Raw genomic sequence first — 17,016 nt, 5'->3', positions numbered from 1 at the left:
GTCGACGTTCAGCCGCTCGATGGTCACGGGTTCGGCGAGCGCGGTCACGACAGCACCTCCGGGGTAGTAGCGGTGGTGGCGCGGGCCACCAGGCCGAGGAATCGGACGCCGAACGCGCGGGCGCACGAGCGGCACTCCCAGGTGCCGTGCTCGTCGCCGTGCGGCCGCAGGTCGTCGTCGCCGCAATAGGGGCAGTGGTAGGGAACCGTGCGCTCGTCACCTCTGCTCACCGCAGGTCTCCTTCGTCGGCCCGCGTCGTCCAGTGCGCGAACGACTCGCCGTCCTCGCGCTGGTCGTCGTAGCGGCGCACCAGTCGTTCGACGTACTCCGGCAGCGCCGCCGCGGTCACCTTCAGGCCGCGCAGCGACTTGCCGAAGCCGGCCTCCATGCCGAGCGCGCCGCCGAGGTGGACCTGGAAGCCCTCGACCTGCTCGCCGGAGTCGTCGGTGACCAGCGAACCCTTCAGGCCGATGTCGGCGACCTGAAACCGGGCGCAGGAGTTCGGGCAGCCGTTGACGTGGATCGCCAGCGGCTGGTCGAACGCCGGCAGTCGTTCCTCCAGTTCGGCGACCAGCGTCGCCGCCCGGCCCTTGGTCTCGACGATGGCGAGCTTGCAGTACTCGATGCCGGTGCAGGCCATCGTCGAGCGGCGGAACCGGCTGGGCCGCACCTGCAGGCCGAGCGTCTCCAGCGCGGTGACCAGGCTCTCCACCCGGTCGCCGGCCACGTCGAGCAGCACGAGCTTCTGCTGCGCGGTCAGCCGCAACCGGGAACCGGCGTACTCGTCGGCCAGGTCGGCGAGCTTCTCCAACAACGTGCCCGACACGCGCCCGACCATCGGCGCGGCGCCGATGTAGTAGCGCCCGTCCCGCTGCTCGTGGACCCCGACGTGGTCGCGTTCGCCTAGCGGCGGGGGCACCGGGGCCGGCCCGTCGAGCAGCGGCCGCCGCAGGTACTCGTCCTGCAGCACCTGCCGGAATCGCTCGGCGCCCCAGTCGGCGACGAGGAACTTCAGCCGGGCCCGGGTCCGCAGCCGGCGGTAGCCGTAGTCGCGGAAGAGCCGGACGACGGCGACCCAGACCTCGGGAACCTCGGCCAGCGGGACCCAGGCTCCCAGCCGTACGGCGAGCTTCGGGTTGGTCGACAGCCCGCCACCGACCCACAGGTCGAAGCCGGGCCCGTGCTCGGGATGGACCACCCCGACGAAGGAGATGTCGTTGATCTCGGGGGCGGCATCCCACTGCGGCGAGCCGGACACCGTGGTCTTGAACTTCCGCGGCAGGTTCGACAGCTCCGGATCGCCGATGTACCGGCGGGTGATCTCCTCGATCGCCGGCGTCCCGTCGATGATCTCGTCCGCCGCGACACCGGCCACCGGGGAGCCGAGCACGACGCGGGGGGTGTCGCCGCAGGCTTCGGCGGTGGTGAGGCCGACCGCCTCCAGCCGTCGCCACACCTCCGGGACGTCCTCGATGCGGATCCAGTGCAGCTGGATGTTCTGCCGGTCGGTGATGTCGGCGGTGTCGCGGGCGAACGTCGTCGACACGTCGGCGATGGCCCGCAGCTGGGCGCTGCTGAGCACCCCGCCGTCGGTGCGGATCCGCAGCATGAAGAACTCGTCGTCGAGTTCCTCGGGCTCGAGGATCGCCGTCTTGCCACCGGCGATGCCGGGACGGCGCTGCGTGTACAGCCCCCACCAGCGCATCCGGCCCCGCAGATCGGACGGGTCGATCGAACTGAAACCGGTGTACGCGTAGCGGTTCTCGATCCGGTCGCGGACGTTCAGCCCGTTGTCGTCCTTCTTGAACCGCTCGTTGGCATTGAGCGGCTCGGTGTATCCCAGGGCCCACTGGCCTTCGCCACGGGGGCGGCCCGGACGGGCCGCGCCACGGCGAGCGGGGGCAGCGGCGGGGGCTGGGGGAGCGGTCGTGCTGTCGGGCGCCACGGGAGCGCTACTCCTCGACGATCAGGGACGCACGACGTCAGGCTCCGGCGCGGGCGGGACGTGAGGCGTCACCGTCGGCGGCAGACCACGCAGCGGCGTCCGGGGACGGACGGGGCGGTCAGGAAAGCCGACAGGCACTGCTCGCCGTCCGGCCGAAGTCCACGTGGCGGCGCGCCACGAGTACGAGGCCGGAGGACGACATGCAGGCAGGGTGCCTCGGATCGACGCCGGTGTCCAACGCATCCCACGATGTGAGACCAGCCGAGGGTCCGCTCCATTCAACACAAAAACTGGCAGGAATGCAAGAACCTCGGCCGATCTGACGCATGCGGTACGGCGACTACGCCTCCAGCGGCAGGCCGCGGGCCCGCCACTGCGCGGTCCCACCCGCCACGTTCGTCGCGCGGACGCCCCGTTGCACGAGGTACGCCGCGGCCTGCCAGGACCGCCCGCCGACCTCGCACACGACGTAGACGTCGCTGTCGGTCGGGATCTCCGCGAGCCGGGCCGGCACGGTGTGCAGCGGCATCAGCACCGCGCCGGGGACCCGGCCGGTCGCGAACTCGGCCGGCTCACGAACGTCGATGACGTGGGCCGAGCCGGCTGCCAGCGCCTGGGCGAGGTCGTCCACACCGACCTCGGGTACGTCGATCGGTGCACTCACGAAGCAGCCTCCTGGGCGGTACGGCGTAACGCCGGGGCCGTCCGGCGCGTGGCCAGTCTGCCCGTCAGGCGACCATGGCCTCCAATTCCCGGCCGCGGGTCTCGGTGACCTTGGCGCGGACGAACAACAGCGACGCGATAGCGAACACGGTGAAGATGCCGTATGCCACGGCCAGGCTGTAGCCGGCCAGCGGCGGGAACGTCACCGAGACGATGAAGTTGGCCAGCCACTGCGCTGCCGCGGCGATGGCCAGGGCGAGCGCGCGGATGCGGTTGGGGAACATCTCGCCGAGCAGGACCCAGACGACCGGGCCCCACGACATACCGAAGAACACGACGTACAGGTTGAACGCGACGACCGCGAGGCCGGACGTCGCGCCGGACAGGACCGGGTCGCCGCCGGACTGCGGCGCGGTGCCGAACACCACGGTGAGGACGGCCAGAGTCACGATCATCCCGGACGAGCCGATCAGCAGCAGCGGCCGGCGCCCGATGCGGTCGATGAGAGCGATCGCGACGAACGTCGTGACGACGTTGGTGGTGTTGGTGATCAGCGACGTGAGGAAGGCGTCGTTCTCGGAAAAGCCGACCGATTCCCAGATCAGGTTCGAGTAGTAGAAGACCGCGTTGATCCCGACGAACTGCTGGAAGGCACTGAGCAGGATCCCGATCCACACGATGGGCAGCAGGCCGAAGCGATTCCCGCGCAGGTCGGCGAACCGTGCTTTCGGCTCGCCTGCCAGCGTGGTCTCGATCTCGTGCAGCTTGTCGGTGACGTCGTCGGTGAAGACCGAGGCCAGCACGACCTCGGCTTCGGCCTCTCGTCCGGCGGCGACCAGGTAGCGAGGCGATTCCGGGATCGTCACCGACAGCAGGCCGTACAGCAGCGCCGGCGCCAGCATGATCAGGAACATCCAGCGCCAGGCCGGGATGCCCAGCAGCCAGTCGTTGGTGGCACTGCCGCCGGCCCACCGCAGGATCAGGTAGTTGGTGATGCCGGTGGCGAAGATCCCCAGCACGATCGCGAGCTGTTGCAGCGACCCGAGCCGGCCGCGCAGCGTTGCCGGGGCGATCTCGGCGATGTACATCGGTGCGACGACGCTCGCCACACCGATGCCGGCCCCGCCGATGACCCGCCACAGCATGAGGTCCCAGACGCTGAAGCAGAAGGCCGTCCCGATCGCGCTCACCGTGAACAATGCCGCGGCGACCAGCATCACGCGGCGGCGGCCGAACCGGTCGGCGAGGCGGCCGGAGAACCACGCGCCGATCGCCGAGCCGATCAGGGCGATGGCGACCGCGAAGGCCAGCAGTCCGTCGCTGATCCCGAACGTGGACTGGATCGCGGAGTTCGCGCCGTTGATCACGGCGGAGTCGAAGCCGAACAGGAAGCCGCCCAGGGCAGCGACGGTGGCCAGTCGGATCACCCGGGCGGTCCGGTAATGCTCGGGCTCGGCGCCGCGGCCGGTGGCTGGACTGGTCACGGGGGCCTCCCTGGCCGGGCTCCGTCATCCGAAGCCGACGCCGCGAAATCTAGTCCGGCAATCGATCACCGGCCACCGGACAGTGCGGCGAGTCGGAACGAATCGAGCCGGCCGGTCGTCTCAGCCCGCGGTATTCGCCCGTTCGGTCCTCGTTCACGCGCGCGCCCTCCGGAGGGCTCCGATCCGACGCGCGCGGGACGCAGGCCGCCGGTACGGTGCGGACGGCGTCGCCGGCAGGGGGAACTGCCGGGCATGGTCGGGAGGATCGTTGGACCGCACGGGTCGGTACGGATGGGCCGGGCACGCCCGCAGCGACAGCACGATCGACCCCGGCACGATCGGTCCCGACACGGCCAGTCCCGGCACGATGGGCACGAGCTACCCCGGCGCGATCGGCGGATCCGGACCACGCCTGTCCCGGCCGGCGGGGGTGCGGTGGCGCAGCGCCGTCGCGGGCGCCGGCGGCCTGGCCGCCGTGGCGGCGCTGCTGACGGCCGCTCCGGCGTACGCCGGTGTCCCGGCCGCCGGCGTCGCAGCGGCAGCCCCTGCCGCGGCCGGGCTTGTCTCGGCCGGCGTCATCCGATCGACGGCGGCCCCGGCGCTGGCAGCCACCGCCTCGACGACGGCCCCGGTCACCGCCGTACCGACCGCGCCGGTCTCGCCGGCGGGACGCAAGGTGGTCAAGGCGGTCGCCGTGGTCACCCCGGGCGCCGGCAGTGTCGTGGGAGTCGGGCAGCTCATCACGGTCAAGTTCTCCCGGCCGGTCCGGGACAAGCGGGCCGTGGAAGCCGCGCTGAGTATCAGCAGCACGCAGCCGCTGCCGCCGGGCTCCTGGGCGTGGTTGGCCCCGGACCGGGTGGTGTACCGGCCGTCCACCTGGTGGCCGGGGCACGCTCAGCTCACCGTCAGCCTGCGGTTGTCCGGTGTGGTGCTGGGCACCGTCGGTCGCGGAGCGCGCGCCAAGGACGTCATGGTGGTGAACCGGCCGGACCGTGACGTGACCTTCCAGACGGGCCGCTCGCTGGTGGCCACGATCCAGAACAAGACGCACCGCATGAAGGTCGTCGTCGACGGCCGGCTGGTGCGTACCGTCGGTGTCTCGCTGGGCAAGTCCGGCTTCCTCACCCGCTCGGGCATCAAGATCCTGTCGGGCGAGAAGTACGTCGTGAAGCGCATGCGCAACACCGAACTGGACTACGACGTCCAGGCGCCCTGGTCGGTGCGGCTGACGCCCTCCGGGGAGTACATCCACGGTGCGCCCTGGGCCACCGGGCGGATCGGCCGGTACAACGGGTCGCACGGCTGCACCAACCTGCGCGTGACCGACGCGAAGTGGTTCTACGACATCGTGCTTCCCGGCGACGTCGTGGTCACCGTCGGCACCGGCCGCCGGATGGAACCGACGAACGGTCCAGGGGCGCCATGGAACATCCCGTGGCGGGTCTGGCTGCAGAAGTCCGCATTGTCGTAGCAGTCCGCACTGTCGTAGCGGCCTCTCGCGCCGCGCGGCTCGCCGTCGGCGTCGGCGCGCGCCTGACCGGTTCCGTCGGAGGTCGCAGCTAGCGTCCCTGCCGTGCGCCTGCTCCACACCTCCGACTGGCATCTGGGCCGGTCGTTGCATCGTGAGTCGCTGCTGGACGCGCAGGCGGCGTGGGCCGACTGGCTCGTCGAGGTGGCCATCGCGGAGGGCGTCGATGCCGTGCTGGTGGCCGGCGACATCTTCGACCGGGCGATTCCACCGGTCGACGCGGTCCGGCTCGCCGACGACCTGCTGGCTCGGCTGGCCGACCGCCGGATCCCGGTCGTGCTGATCCCGGGCAACCACGACTCGGCCACCCGGCTCGGTTTCGGGGGACGGGTCGCGGCGGCGGGCGGCGTCCACCTGCGGACGACGGTGGCCGGCCTGGCGACTCCGGTGACCGTCACCGATGCCGGCGGCGGGCGGGCGGTGGTGTACGGCGTGCCCTATCTCGACCCGGACGCGACGCGGCTGTCGCTGGGCTGCGAACGCTCGCACGCCGCCGTGCTCGGCGTTGCGCTGGACCGCGTCCGGGCCGACCGCCGGACCCGTGACGCCGAGCATGCCGTGGTGCTGGCGCACGGGATCGTCGTACCGCCGCTGCAACGGACTGCGGAGCAAGGGATCCCGGGCGACGAGGTCCCGGGTCCGCCCGAGTCGGACGCGGTGGGACGAAGCGATTCCGAACGCGACATCCGGGTGGGCGGCCTCGACGCGGTGGAGACGACGACCTTCGCGGGCCTGGACTACGCCGCTCTCGGGCATCTGCACGGCCGCCGGCAGGTCACCCCTAGCGTCGGCTACTCCGGTTCGCCGCTGGCCTTCTCGTTCTCCGAGCGCAACCAGGTGAAGTCGGTCACCCTGCTGGAGCTGGGACCCGCCGGGGTGCGGACCGAGGTCCTCCCGACTCCCGTGCCGCGTCGGCTGGCCCGCATCAGCGGCGACCTGGAATCCCTGCTCACCGACGCGGCACTGGCCGAGGTCGAGGATGCCTGGCTGCAGGTCGTCCTCACCGACCGCCGCCGGCCGGATGCGCCGCTGCCCCGACTGCGGGCCCGGTTTCCGCACACGTTGGTCGTCGAGTTCGCCCCCGCCGGGCCCGCCGAGCGTGGACCGGGTCCGGTCGTGGTTCCCCGGGCGGATCCGGTGGAGGTGGCCCGCAGCTTCGTGGACCACGTGACCGGCGGCCCGGCCACCGAGGACGAGGTCGGTGTGCTGCGCGCGGCCCACGAGGCGGCCCTTGCCGTCGAGCGGAGTGCCTGATGCGCCTGCACCGGCTGACGATCGCCGCGATGGGGCCCTTCGCCGACGAGCAGGTCGTCGACTTCGACGCGCTCGCGGCCTCGGGGCTCTTCCTCCTGGAGGGACCGACCGGAGCCGGGAAGTCCACCGTGCTGGACGCCATCACCTTCGCGCTGTACGGCGGATTGGCCGGGACGGAGTCGTCCGCCAGCAGGTTGCAGAGCCACTTCGCCGCGCCGGGGACCGCCCCCTTCGTCGAGCTCGACTTCTCGGTGGACGGCGTCCGGCATCGGGTACGGCGGACGCCGGCGCACGTGCGGCCCAAGCGACGCGCCGGGAGTGGGCCGCAGACCACCCGCGACCCGGGGGGTGTCGTACTCACGAGGCTCGACGACGCGCCCGGCAGACCCGCCGGGCCGGTCTCCACCCGGGTCCGGGAGGCCGACCAGGAGATCGGTGACCTCGTCCGGCTCACGCGCGACCAGTTCACGCAGGTCGTGGCCCTGCCGCAGGGCGAGTTCGCGCGGTTCCTGCGAGCCGACGCCGAGCAGCGCCGCTCGGTCCTGCAGCAGATCTTCGCCACTGAGCACTACGAGTCGATGCAGCGCGTCCTGGTCGAGGGTCGTCGGGAGGCCAGCGGGGCGCGCCAGGCCGCGCTGGACGCGGTCCGCGCCGCGTCCAGCGCCGCCGCCGAAGCCGCTGGCCTCAGCGCGGCCGAGCGGGAGGACCTGGTCGCGCTCGCCGGCGCGGGGGGCGTGGACGAGTCGGGCGCAGATCCCGCCGGGTCGCAGCTTCGGACGGCGCTGCTCGCCCAAGCCCACCAGCTGACGACCCGGCATACCCAGTTGCGCAACGCCAAGATCGCCGCCGAGACGGAGCGCGCGCAAGCCGAGCAGGTGCTTGCCGTGGCTCAGGCCGCCGAGGAGCGGCGGCTGCGCCGCGCGGAGCTGGTCGCCCGCCGCGCCGAGCTCGCTGCCCAGGCCGATCGCCACGAGGCACGCGTGGCCGAACTCGCCGCCGCACGCGCGGTGGCGCCGGTCGCGGCGCTGCTGCCGGGCTGGCAGCGGGCCGAGCGTGAGCTGGCGGCTGCGGAGGCCGAGGTGTCTCGCCGTCGCGCCGACTTGCCGCCGGAGCTGCGTGGCGAGCAGCCGGCCGGATTGCGCACTGCCGCACGCCGGCTGCGGGATCGTGCCGCCGCTGCCGCAGCCCTCGAGCTGGTCGAAGACGAGCTGGCAGTTCGTACCGCGGAGCACGAGGGTGCCGCCGCCACGATCGGCGACCTGCGGGACGCCGAACAGCGGGTCCGGGTGCGACTGGACGAGCTGCCGGCGCTGCGTCGGGCGCGGACCGCTGCCCGCGAGGCGGCCGTCGTCGCTACGGAGTCCCTCGAAGCGCTCAGTGCGACCGCCGTCGCGGCGCAGGCGCGCTGGGAGGCTGCCGCCGAGCTGGCGGACGCCGTCGCTGAGGCCGCGGCGGCCGTCGTGGCGGAGGCAGCGGCGGTGGATCAGGCGCAGCAGGCGGTCGACCGACACCAGGCGTTGGTCCAGCGGCGGATCGACGGGATGGCCTCCGAACTCGCCGCGCAGCTGCGGCCCGGGCAGCCGTGCCCGGTGTGCGGCGCCGCGGAGCACCCGGCGCCGGCGGACGATCCCCGCGACGAGGCAGGCGTCGGTGCGGACGACGTCGAGGCGGCGGCGGCCGACCGCGCGATACGGGAGCGCGATCGCGCGGTGTACGCCGGGCGACGGGCCGCTGCCGATGCGCGCGTCGAGTCCGTGGCCTCTCGTACCGGCGGGCTGACCGAGGCCGTTGCCCGTGCCCAGTACGACGAGGCCGCAGCGGTGCTGGCCGAGACGCGACAGCTCGCCGGCGGGCTCGCGGCCGCCGATCTCGCGCTGCAAGAAGTCGAGCAGGAAGCGGAGCGGCTGCGAGGCGCGCTGGCCGCAGCCGAAGCGACCCGGCGGGAAGCCGAGCTCGCTCACCGCGCCGCCGACCGGGCGCTCAGCAGCGCCAGGCAGGAGCTTGCGACGGCCCGGGGGCAACAGCCGAGTGTGCGCGCTGCCCGCGCAGAGTGGATAGCTACCGCCGACGCCGTCGATGCCGCGCTCGCGGCGATCGACCGGCTCGCGGCCGCTGGGGACACGGCGACCGCGGCTGCCGCCTCGGTGGCGGCCGAGGCGGCAGCGATCGGCCAGGACCCGGCTGGACTGGCGCAGCTCGCCCGGAACCCCACCCAGCTCGCCGAGCTCGAGGGGGCGGTGGCCGATCACCTCGTCGCCGTGGCGGCAGTGGCGGCGGCGCTGGCGACCCTGGAGGGCACCGCCCCTCCCGACGACGACGTCGAGGTCGATCTGGTCGAGCTCGAGGCGCGCGCGTGGGAGGCGTCCCGGGCGGCCACGGAGCTCGCGGAGCGGGCCGGGGCCGCAGCGACGGCGCTGCGACGGTTCGAGCAGCGGCGGGCCGAGGCCGAAGCCGCGGTCGCCGAGCTCGACCGGGTGATCGCAGCGACCCGTGCCCCGTTACGGGTGGCCGACCTGGCGGCCGGCAACGGGGCCAACCTGCGGCGGATCACGCTGGCCGCGTTCGTGCTGCGCAGCCGCTTCCTGTCCGTGGTCGCCGCGGCCTCCAGCCGGCTCGAGCGGATGTCCGGCGGCCGGTATTCGTTCGTGTACGCCGAGGAAGCCGCGCACGGACGCCAGCACGCCGGGCTCGGGCTCGCCGTCGTCGACCAGCTCACCGGGCAGCAGCGCGACACCCGATCGTTGTCCGGCGGCGAGACGTTCTACGCCTCGCTGAGTCTCGCCCTGGGACTCGCGGACGTAGTGAGCGCGGAGGCCGGTGGCGCCGAACTGGAGACGCTGTTCATCGACGAGGGATTCGGCAGTCTGGACCCGCAGACCCTCGATCACGTCCTCGACGTCATTGACGAGCTGCGGGAGGGCGGCCGAGCGGTAGGCATCGTGTCGCACGTCGCCGAACTGAAGGATCGCATCCCCGATCGGCTGGAAGTACGCCGTGACGCCAGGGGGGCGTCCTGGTTGCGAGTCGTCGCCTGAGGCGCGGTGAAACGGGACGCAACCGCCGTGATTCAACCTGGCTTGACTGAACCGGCCTGAAACTCAGCGGGGCAGCGCCGGCCGGCCGTCCGGCCCGATGGGCCAGGCCGGGTTCACGGCGATCTCCCACAGGTGGCCGTCGGGGTCGGTCAGGTAGCCGACGTAGCCGCCCCAGTCGGTGGGTTCGGCTGGCCGGACCAGTACCGCTCCGGCCGCCACCGCGGCGGCGACTGCTTCGTCGGCTTCTTCCCGGTCGCGGCAGTTCACCGCCAGGCTCACGTCCCGGAAGCCGTTGCCCGGCAAGGTCTGCCGGGCGTCAGCCGCCAGGTCCTCGCGCCGCCATACCGCCAGGAAACCGCCGTCGGTGCCGAAGAAGCTCACCTCGCCGGGTACGGATGCCGGCGACAGCGGCCAGCCCCACGCCTGGTAGAACGCGGTGGACCGCTCGACGTCGGCGACGCCGAGCGTGATCAGTGAGACGCGTGGCGGCACCGGCACGGCCCCAGTATGCGCATGGCCGCGACGCGTTGTTCGTCGAAAGGTCCGGTCGGGCCGGGACGGGCGGAGCCGAGTACGCTTCGGGCGGTCCGAAGCCGATCCAGGTAGGGGAGACGCAAGACGACGTGACGTCGACGCGTGCTCAGGTGCGGTCCCCATCGCCGTGGGAGCCGCTGCGGTCGTCTCGCCTCTATCGCGCGATGTGGACCGCCCAAGCGGTGTCCATCATCGGTACCTGGATGCAGCTGGTGGGCGCGCAGTGGTACATCGTCGAACGTTCACCTGACCTTGCCGCGTTCGTCCAGACGGCCATGGCAGTTCCGATGGTCGCGCTCGCCCTGCCGGCCGGCGCGCTGGCCGACATCGTCGATCGGCGCCGGCTGTTGCTTCTCGCACAGTCGTTCCAGGTCGTCGTCGCTCTGGCCATGGCCGTGCTGGCGGCCACCGAGCTGCTCACCCCGGCGTTCCTGCTGGCGCTGACGGCGTTGCTGGCGGTCGGCACAGCGGCGAATGCGCCTGCCTGGCAAGCGGTCTCGGCGGAGTCCGTCCCGCGGGAGCAGTTGTCCGGTGCGGCGACGTTGAATGCCCTGTCGGTCAACGTCGGGCGCGCCGTCGGACCGGCGATCGGTGGTCTCGTCGTCGCGCTGGTCGGTCCGGCCGGGGTGTTCTTCCTCAACGCCGCGTCGTTCTCGGTCGCGATCTTCGTGGCCGCGCGGTGGCGGGGCCAACCGGTGTCCGACCGTGATCGCGAGCGCCTGCTGGAGGCATTGCGGGCCGGCGGACGGTACATCCGCTTCTCCCGGGTGTCCCGGCGGGTCATGGGCTGGATCTTCGTCTTCACGTTCCTGAGCACCGGCATGTGGGCGCTGCTCCCGTTGGTCGCCAACCAGCGGTTCGGTTTGGGCTCCGGCGGTTACGGCGCGCTGCTGGGCGCCGTCGGCGTCGGCGCCGTCATCGGCGCGATGCTGCTGCCACGGCTCCGGCAGTCGGTGAACCAGAACCGACTGGTGTCGGTGTCCTTCCTGATCGAGGGTGTCTGCCTCGTCGCGATGGCGCTGATCGGTCCGGTCTGGCTGGCCGGCTGCGTGCTGGTCCCGGCCGGCGCGGCCTTCATCGTCGTAATCTCGTCGTGTACGGCGGTCCTGCAGTTGTCGCTGCCGGGGTGGGTCCGCGCCCGCGGCCTGGCGCTACTGCTGACGGTCAACCAGGCCGCGACGGCGCTGGGGGCCGCGGTGTTCGGCCTGCTCGGCGGCGCCTTGGAGGCCGGTATCGCCATCGCGGTGGCCGGGGCGGCGCTGTGTGTCGCGGCACCCGGGCTGCGCTGGCTGCCGATGCCGGATATCTCCCGGATCGACCAGGTGGTCTCCCAGCACTGGGCCGAACCGGCGCTGGTGGTCGAGCCCAGCCCCCGTGACGGTCCGGTGACGGTGACCACGCGTTACCGGGTCCCGGCGGCGTACCAGGGCGCCTTCATCGAGGCGATGGTCCTGCAGGGCCGCTCCCGGCGGCGCACCGGAGCGCTGTCGCACAGCCTGGTGCAGGACGGTGCCGATCCTGAGTTGTTCCTCGAGATCTACCTCGTGGCGACGTGGGCCGAGCACATGCGCCAACACGACGAGCGGATGACGGGCACCGACCGGCAGATCGAAGCGGCCGCACGGGCGTACGTCGTCGGTGAGGTGGTCACCCACCACTGGTTCCCGCCGCATGCCCCCGACGTGGACGAGGACTGAGCGACCGAGGTCCGAGGGCTGAGGTCCGATCACGGCGCAGGGCGACGGTCCGGGCCGCTGGCAGCAGTCTCAGCACGCCGTCGCGATCGCCACCGCGGCGCCGAGTCCGTCGGCGGTCACCGAACGGACGCCGAAGCCGTGCCCCTCCAGGGCCGCCGCAGCCGCCGGCAGTTGCGGCGCACTGGTTTCGACCAGCAGCTGGCCACCCGGCCGCAGCCACCCGGGCGCGGTTGCCGCCAACCGCCTGATCACGGTCAGGCCGTCGGGGCCACCGTCCAGCGCGACCTGCGGCTCGTGGTCGCGGGCTTCGGCCGGCAGGGTGCGCAGCGCCGCGGTCGGGACGTACGGCGGGCTGGCCACGGCGAGGTCGATGCCGCCCTGTAGTCGTGGCGGCAGCGCACCGAAGAGATCTCCCTCGCTGACCGTCGCCGTCGGCAGGTTGCGCCGAGCCGTCTGGACCGCCGTGGGATCGATATCGATGGCGTACAGCGTGATCCGGGGTTCGCGCCGCAGCAGGGCGGCACCGATGATGCCGCTGCCGCAACACAGGTCGACCACGATGCCGCCGGCGACCACGAGGTGCGCGGCCTGGTCGATCAGCAGTTCGGTGCGACGACGCGGGACGAAGACGCCGGGGTCCACGCCGACGCGTACCCCGGCCACTTCGGCCCACCCGACGACCTGTTCCAGTGGTTCGCCCGCGCAACGACGCGCCAGCAGCGATGCCAGGTCGCCCGCACCCTCGTCGGTGGCGGTCAGCAGCACGCTGGCCTCGGCCTCGGCGAAGACGCATCCGGCAGCCCGCAACTGCCTGGCCACATCCCGGTGTTCCACTGTCGCAGTGTGCCGGTGTCGCAGTGTGCCGGCCCGCCCGGTGGCGCTGCCCGGCAGACCAGAGCACGCGGCGGTGTCGGCCGGCCGGTGGCTCGCTCGGACTGCGTAGGGCTGACTGTGTAAGGCGGATTGACGACTGTGGACTATCGTGCTGCGGAGTCGGCGGGGAAGGACCGGGACGTGGTCGTTAGCGGTGAGGACCTCGAACGTTCACGGCTGCGTCTGCTGCTGTTCCTGGGCGGCTTGGCGCTGGGACCGCTGACCTTCGCGACCCTCACCACGTCGGTGATCCCGTTGGTCGGTGAACTCAGCGGCCACTACGGGGTGTCCCAGGCGACGGCAAGCCTCATCGTCATCGTCGCGCTCATCGCCGGGGCGGTCGCGACTCCCTTGCTCGGCCGGCTGGCGGATCTGCACGGCAAACGGCGCATGTTGTTGGTGACCCTGTCACTGCTGCTGGCCGGGTGTGCGCTGGCCGCGGTCACGGACAGTTTCGGGTTGTTGCTCGTCGCTCGGGTCTTGCAGGGCACCGGATGTGCGGCGATTCCCTTGGGCTACGCGGTGATCGCCGACACCGTGCCGGCGTCGCGCCGCAACTTCTCGCTGGGACTGCTCAGCGCCACCTCGACTGCCGGTGGTGGTCTCGGTTTCGTGTTCGGGGGTTCGATGGTCGCCTGGACCGGAAGCGTCCAGTCGATGTTCGCCGTCCTGGCGCTGGTGGCCGCCGCTGCGCTGGTGGCGACGGCCAGGTTGGTCGCGCCCAGCAAGATCAGGGCGTCCGGCCGGATGGACCTGGTCGGTGCGACGTTGCTGGCGGTCGGGCTCACCGGCTGCCTGGTCGCGCTGTCCGAAGGCGGTGCCTGGGGCTGGAATGCGCCGGCCACCATGCTGTTCGCGTCGGTCGGCATCGTGGGTATCGCGGCGTGGACGGTGCACGGTCGGCGCGCCCGGGATCCGTTGGTGGACACCCGGATGTTCTTCAGTCGCCGCATGGTCGTCGGCAGCGTGTCCATGCTCGCGCTTGGCAGCGGTGCGTACACGCTCATGCTCTGCGTCGTCGTCATCGCTCAAGCCGACCCGGCCGTCGCCGGTTACGGTCTCGGCCTCGGCTCGATCGCCGCGCCGGCGCTGCTCATTCCGTCGTGCGTCGCCCAGGTGGCGATGGCGATGTCGCTCTCGCCGGTCGCGCGGCGGCTGGGGCTTCGCGGTGCGCTGGTGCTCGGCGCCGTGATCACGGCCGCGGGATTGCTGGCAGTCGCCAGCCTGCACAACTCGATCGCGGTGCTCGTCGTCTTGACGGTCGTGTGTTCGATCGGATTCGGCTTGCTGGCGTCGGCATCACCGGCGTACGTCGTCAGCATGGTCGGGCAGACCGAACGTGGTGTGGCGGCCGGCATGAACTTCATCTGCCGCACCGCGGGACAGGCCCTGGGCACCGCCACCGTCGCCGCTGCGGTGACCGTCGCGACACCACTGGGTTCGGCGGTACCGGCGCTGGCCGGCTACACCACAGCGCTGCAGATCGGCGCCGGCCTGGCTCTCGTCGCGGCGGCTGTGGCGCTTGTCCCAGCCGTCCGTGCCAAGCCGCCGGTTCCCGTCCCCGCTGCGCCGACGGCAACAGTGGGTTGAGGACGGTCGGCAGCGGGTAGACGGAAGCCATGCCTGCCGAGTCGACTGACCCCGCTACCGAAACGTCCCGACTGGTCGAGATCTATCTCGGCGTGATCGGACTGCCGCCCACGCGCTAGTGGTCGTTAGTGGTCTCCGCTAGTGCGCCGTGCCGTGGCCACGACGACGGTCGCGGCGGCCAGGACGTAGAGCACCGGTATCCAGTTCTCGATGACCGCCACGATGGCGATGAGCGCAAACACATAGCACGCGAGGTAGAGCCAGAGGTCGCGTTTCACCAGACCAGTATCGACCGGGCGGCGAATTCGCGCGCGTCGCCGGACGCCGATCGCCCGGGCACCGGATCAGCCAGGCACTGACGGGCGACGCCGCAGCGGCACACCGTCCTGCGGGCTCGAGGTCCCTTGTCGCTGTGGGACATGCCGTACCGCCAGTACGGCGATGTCGTCGGCGGTGGGCTCGTCGCGGATGAGGCTGTTCATCACGGTGCGGCAGACGATGCCGGGATCGGCGGCGGGAGTGGCTGCGCGGAGACGTTCCAGGCCGGTGTCGAGGGTCTCGCCGCGGCGCTCGACGAGTCCGTCGGTGTACAGCAGCAGGACTGCGTCGTCGGGCAGTTCGACGTCGACCGCCGACCGAGAGGTCGCCACCACCCCGAGCGGCGGCCCGGGCGGGATGTCCAGGATCCGCGCCGGCCGGCCGGGGACAGCGAGAATCGGCGGCAGATGGCCGGCCGAGCAGATCTGAAACTGCCGGTACGGCGGCGGTGCCGACGCACACATGACCGAGACGGTGGTTCCGACCTCGAAATGCTGGACTTTCCGGTCGGTGAGTTCCAGGGCTTCGGCCGGCCCCTGGGCGATCAGGGCGTACGAGCGCAACGCACTCTTCACCCGTCCCATGACCACGGCAGCAGGCAGGCCGTGGCCGGCGACGTCCCCGACGACCAGCCACAGCTCGCCGGTCGGTGCGGTGAAGGCGTCGTACCAGTCGCCGCCGACGCTGCGGCTGTCCGACGGCGCGTAGCTGGCGGAGATGCGTGCTTGTTCCAGCCGGGGAAGCCGGGTCGGCATCAGCCCACGCTCGAGCACCCGCGCGGCAGCCGACTCCACCGCCAGGCGCCGGCGCTGGGTGGCGCCGGCGATGCGGTCGGCGGCGGACTGCAGCACGCCGACGTCGTCGTCGGTGAACGGCCGATCGGCCAGCCGTCCGACGTGCAGCACGCCGATCAATTCGTCGTTGCTGACCAGCGGAACCCCGAGCATCACCTTGATGCCGGCTTCCCACAGGATCGGGTTGGACACGGTGGTCTCGTCCACCCGGTCGATGGTGACCGGCTGGCGCAACTCGGCGATCTTGCCGGCGAATCCGGTGCCGATCGGGACGCGCACACCGGTGCGGATCTCCCGCTCAAGTCCTCGGGCGGCCCGGGCTACCAGCTCGTCGGTGTCGTCGTCGCGCAGCAGCACCGCCGCGGTGTCCGCGTCGAGCAGCGCGCGTACCCGGTCGAGCAGCGCGACGAGGAGGTCCTCGACGTCGAACTCGGCATCGGCCTTGTCGGCGACGCTGAGAAGGTCGCCAGACTCCGCACCGGCCATGCCGCGACCCTACCGGCGGGCGGGCCGGTGCCTGCTTGGCACCGCTCACCGAGCCGTGTCACTGAGAGTCGTGCGGCGCGTCGACGGCCTTCGATTCGGGCGAGCCGCGCTGCCGAAGGTAGACCGCGAAGATCACCATCGATCCGACCGCGAGCAACTCCGACTGCCAGTTCTGCAAGGTCCGATTCCAGAAGTCCCCGGACGCCAGATAGGCCGGCCAGGAAATCGGCTCCAGTTCGTTGCGTTCCTGTTCATCGTTGTAGACGACAAGACCGGCGAACGACTGCACCAGCCAGGCGGCGATGAAGATCGCCAGCATCGTCAGCGAGAGGCTGCGCGAATACAGCTGTCGACCCCAGCCGGTCGCCACCACCGGTCGGCTGCTTCGCCGTGTCGCGTCGTCGGGCTCGTCCGCCGATCCCGCATCCTCCGGCTTCTTGGACTCCGGGGAGCCCCGTTGGACCAGCCAGATCGTGAGCGTGATGAAGAGGAAGAACTGCAGATACTCGGACTGCCAGTTCTCCGCGATATCGACGGCGAAGTTCGACGAGGTGACGTATTCCAGCCACGACACGGGGTCCTGCTGATCGAGTGCGAGCTGGTGATTCTCGTCCGCCATCCCGGCCCACGATTGTGCAGCGAGGGCTAGCACGAAAAGCACACCGAAGGCAATGCTCAGCCCGTTGTCACGGAAAAATCGGCGTCGAGTCATGGCGTCAGCGGCCGGTCGCGGCAAGCGTGGCGAAATACGCCAAACCGACGACGATCACTGCCAGATACACCACAAACATCGTGCGCATCGCTACCTCCGCTGC

General features: G+C 71.7%; 13 protein-coding genes. 5 read left to right on the top strand and 8 right to left on the bottom strand.

Annotation, left to right across the window (positions count from 1 at the left end):
* Window positions 1-44: 44 nt before the first annotated feature.
* The 4 genes from EPO13_02560 to EPO13_02545 all read right to left on the bottom strand — a co-directional run bounded on the left by EPO13_02560 (window position 45) and on the right by EPO13_02545 (window position 4,092).
* A complete protein-coding gene (locus EPO13_02560) occupies window positions 45-230 on the bottom strand; it encodes a hypothetical protein (GenBank protein TAK70760.1) in 186 nt (61 codons plus the stop codon).
* On the bottom strand, window positions 227-1,945 hold the full coding sequence (locus EPO13_02555; GenBank protein ID TAK70759.1) for a nitrite/sulfite reductase: 1,719 nt from the start codon (window positions 1,943-1,945) through the stop codon (window positions 227-229). Before EPO13_02555 ends, EPO13_02560 begins: the two co-directional genes overlap by 4 nt.
* A 340-nt stretch (window positions 1,946-2,285) precedes the next feature.
* The gene (locus tag EPO13_02550; protein ID TAK70813.1) at window positions 2,286-2,597 is read right to left on the bottom strand and encodes a rhodanese-like domain-containing protein; all 312 of its coding nucleotides are present in this window, start codon (window positions 2,595-2,597) and stop codon (window positions 2,286-2,288) included.
* Window positions 2,598-2,673: 76 nt separating this feature from the next.
* On the bottom strand, window positions 2,674-4,092 hold the full coding sequence (locus EPO13_02545) for an MFS transporter (GenBank protein TAK70758.1): 1,419 nt from the start codon (window positions 4,090-4,092) through the stop codon (window positions 2,674-2,676).
* 268 nt (window positions 4,093-4,360) lie between these two features.
* Between EPO13_02545 and EPO13_02540 the strand changes: the two genes are divergently transcribed.
* The 3 genes from EPO13_02540 (at window position 4,361) to EPO13_02530 (ending at window position 9,909) form a co-directional block, all read left to right on the top strand.
* Window positions 4,361-5,563, top strand: coding sequence for a L,D-transpeptidase (locus EPO13_02540; protein TAK70757.1), 1,203 nt, complete (start codon window positions 4,361-4,363; stop codon window positions 5,561-5,563).
* Window positions 5,564-5,665: 102 nt separating this feature from the next.
* Complete coding sequence (locus EPO13_02535) at window positions 5,666-6,874, top strand: exonuclease SbcCD subunit D (GenBank protein ID TAK70756.1); 1,209 nt, start codon at window positions 5,666-5,668, stop codon at window positions 6,872-6,874.
* On the top strand, window positions 6,874-9,909 hold the full coding sequence (locus EPO13_02530; GenBank protein TAK70755.1) for an SMC family ATPase: 3,036 nt from the start codon (window positions 6,874-6,876) through the stop codon (window positions 9,907-9,909). Before EPO13_02535 ends, EPO13_02530 begins: the two co-directional genes overlap by 1 nt.
* A 63-nt stretch (window positions 9,910-9,972) precedes the next feature.
* Here EPO13_02530 and EPO13_02525 read toward each other — a convergent pair whose 3' ends face one another.
* A complete protein-coding gene (locus tag EPO13_02525) occupies window positions 9,973-10,401 on the bottom strand; it encodes a VOC family protein (GenBank protein TAK70812.1) in 429 nt (142 codons plus the stop codon).
* Window positions 10,402-10,607: 206 nt separating this feature from the next.
* On the opposite strand from EPO13_02525, the gene EPO13_02520 reads away from it, so the two are divergent.
* Entirely contained in the window at window positions 10,608-12,140 is a 1,533-nt protein-coding gene (locus EPO13_02520) for an MFS transporter (protein TAK70754.1), read from the top strand.
* A 69-nt stretch (window positions 12,141-12,209) separates the two neighbouring features.
* Here EPO13_02520 and EPO13_02515 read toward each other — a convergent pair whose 3' ends face one another.
* A complete protein-coding gene (locus tag EPO13_02515) occupies window positions 12,210-12,974 on the bottom strand; it encodes a putative protein N(5)-glutamine methyltransferase (GenBank protein ID TAK70753.1) in 765 nt (254 codons plus the stop codon).
* Between the two features lie 129 nt (window positions 12,975-13,103).
* Here EPO13_02515 and EPO13_02510 point away from each other — a divergent pair, with 129 nt between their 5' ends.
* A complete protein-coding gene (locus EPO13_02510) occupies window positions 13,104-14,603 on the top strand; it encodes an MFS transporter (GenBank protein TAK70752.1) in 1,500 nt (499 codons plus the stop codon).
* A 344-nt stretch (window positions 14,604-14,947) separates the two neighbouring features.
* Here EPO13_02510 and EPO13_02505 read toward each other — a convergent pair whose 3' ends face one another.
* Both EPO13_02505 and EPO13_02500 read right to left on the bottom strand, forming a co-directional pair.
* A complete protein-coding gene (locus tag EPO13_02505) occupies window positions 14,948-16,201 on the bottom strand; it encodes a GAF domain-containing protein (protein TAK70751.1) in 1,254 nt (417 codons plus the stop codon).
* A gap of 58 nt (window positions 16,202-16,259) precedes the next feature.
* A complete protein-coding gene (locus EPO13_02500; protein TAK70750.1) occupies window positions 16,260-16,913 on the bottom strand; it encodes a hypothetical protein in 654 nt (217 codons plus the stop codon).
* Window positions 16,914-17,016: the final 103 nt, after the last annotated feature.

This window comes from Actinomycetota bacterium, assembly GCA_004297305.1.
GTDB lineage: Bacteria > Actinomycetota > Actinomycetes > S36-B12 > FW305-bin1 > FW305-bin1.
The sequence above is the reverse complement of the archived record's forward strand: the minus strand, read 5'-3'. Positions and strand labels throughout refer to the sequence as shown.

What these genes read in the sequence shown, in the direction of transcription:
- EPO13_02520 (TAK70754.1), top strand. Translation starts at nt 10,608, where the DNA reads ATGTGGACCGCCCAAGCGGTGTCCATCATCGGTACCTGGATGCAGCTG.
- EPO13_02505 (TAK70751.1), bottom strand. Translation starts at nt 16,201, where the DNA reads ATGGCCGGTGCGGAGTCTGGCGACCTTCTCAGCGTCGCCGACAAGGCC.
- EPO13_02530 (TAK70755.1), top strand. Translation starts at nt 6,874, where the DNA reads ATGCGCCTGCACCGGCTGACGATCGCCGCGATGGGGCCCTTCGCCGAC.
- EPO13_02500 (TAK70750.1), bottom strand. Translation starts at nt 16,913, where the DNA reads ATGACTCGACGCCGATTTTTCCGTGACAACGGGCTGAGCATTGCCTTC.